1 protein-coding gene is annotated in these 1616 nt (G+C 40.8%); it reads right to left on the minus strand.

What is annotated here, in order from left to right; all coding sequences use genetic code 11:
* Nucleotides 1–144 precede the first annotated feature (144 nt).
* Nucleotides 145–1616, minus strand: a 1472-nt coding sequence (locus M3610_RS27365) for a transposase (protein WP_251463603.1), incomplete at its 5' end; no start/stop codon positions are given.

The raw sequence follows: 1616 nt of genomic DNA on the forward strand, positions 1-1616 counted from the left end.
ATGAGACTGTCGATTAAGTTTGAGTTTTTTCCACTCCTACACCATATTTCACATACTTTATGGATTTTATTGGATTTTTTCACAAGCTTTTATTGTTTTTATGTATATTTGCCTGCCCAAGGCCTTCTATTTGTCCCGAATTCCCTAATTTGGGCAGACGGGGGCCTTTATCCGATTCTCGTATTTTTTAAAACGATAAAAGGGCATGATGGGTTCAGCTAATTTCTTTACCATAATTTTCAAATTGATAACCATGGCCGTCAATTTTGCCATGATCCTTAATGGTTCTCTTCCTCTTGTTCTTGGTTTCCTAAGTCCTTGATGGTTGGCAGCTTGATGATTCGTTCTTTCCACTTCGTACCTAGCCCTTAATGCACTTTGTCCAGCTTCGGTTTGATTATAGGATCTTCCTTGTTCCATGATCTCATAGTAATCACTAATGAAGACGGTTCTACCTTTTTTATTGGTCGTACATTGTTGAAACAGTGGGCAAGCTTTACAAGTTTTCGCATCGAATTTGAATTGATATCCCTGACCCGGATTATTTCGCACTTTTTTAGACGTCGAGTACCCTTGAGGACAGGTGACCTCATCCATTTTTTCATCATAAACAAACCAATCGTTTTCTAACAATCCCGCTGGATTTGAAGATTTTTGTATAGGAGCGGTCAGTAATATCTGCATCCCTTGTATTCTCTGGCGATTTTCACCTGTGCCATAGGACGAATCACCGACAACTTGTTTCGGTATTATACCGTGACGATTGATTACTTCCTCCACCATCGGGGCAAGACGCTCTCCATCCCATTCGTTACCTGGAATGGTTTCAGTATTTAAGATTAATCCGTGCGTTCTTGACTCTAAGATTTGAATTTTATCTCCGGTAAACTTCAAGGATTTTGATTTGTACCCACTCCGGATTTCTGGATCATGGGCACTTCGGATACGATCTTGTGGTTTTTCCTTTTTGGATAATTCTTGGTAGTGAAGTGGTTCCTGTTTGGCACCTTCGGACTTATTCGGATCCATCGGTTTGGCGTTCTCTTGTAAAATTTGATAGAGGATCGCTTGAAGCTCCAAACAACGAAGTTGTTGTTTTTCAATCTCCCATGTCCAGAATAAAGGCTGTACCCTTTCACTTTCCAGCCAATGTAACAGGCTGTAGGCTTCCACCACCAGACGGCTAAATAATACCAAGCGATCCTTTTCAGACGTCCGATCCGAGAGCCGTTTCAGAAAACTTTTGAGAGCACAGTCCTGTAAAAGACAGGCATATAACTTTGGATATGTACGTTTGATGTGTTGAATAATTTGAAGGATTCCTTGTTGGATTAAACGGTAAGCCCCCACCTTCGCAATGTTGGCATACGTATGAAAGGAATCGATAAGCCAACGATCATATTCTTTTCCCCATAGACCTTTTACCAATGCTTGGGAAAGAATATGGTGATGACACGCATCAAAAAGATCAGAACCCATACGATCTCGGTCAAGCCCCAGAGTACTATGATCGAAACCGCTAAAAGCTACGGGTACACCCAAAAATTGTTTTAAATGAAGATGATAAAGAATAGCCTCTTCCATTTCACGGTCAGAGTAATTGTGATAGCGTTGCA

Source organism: Neobacillus sp. MER 74 (assembly GCF_023714155.1).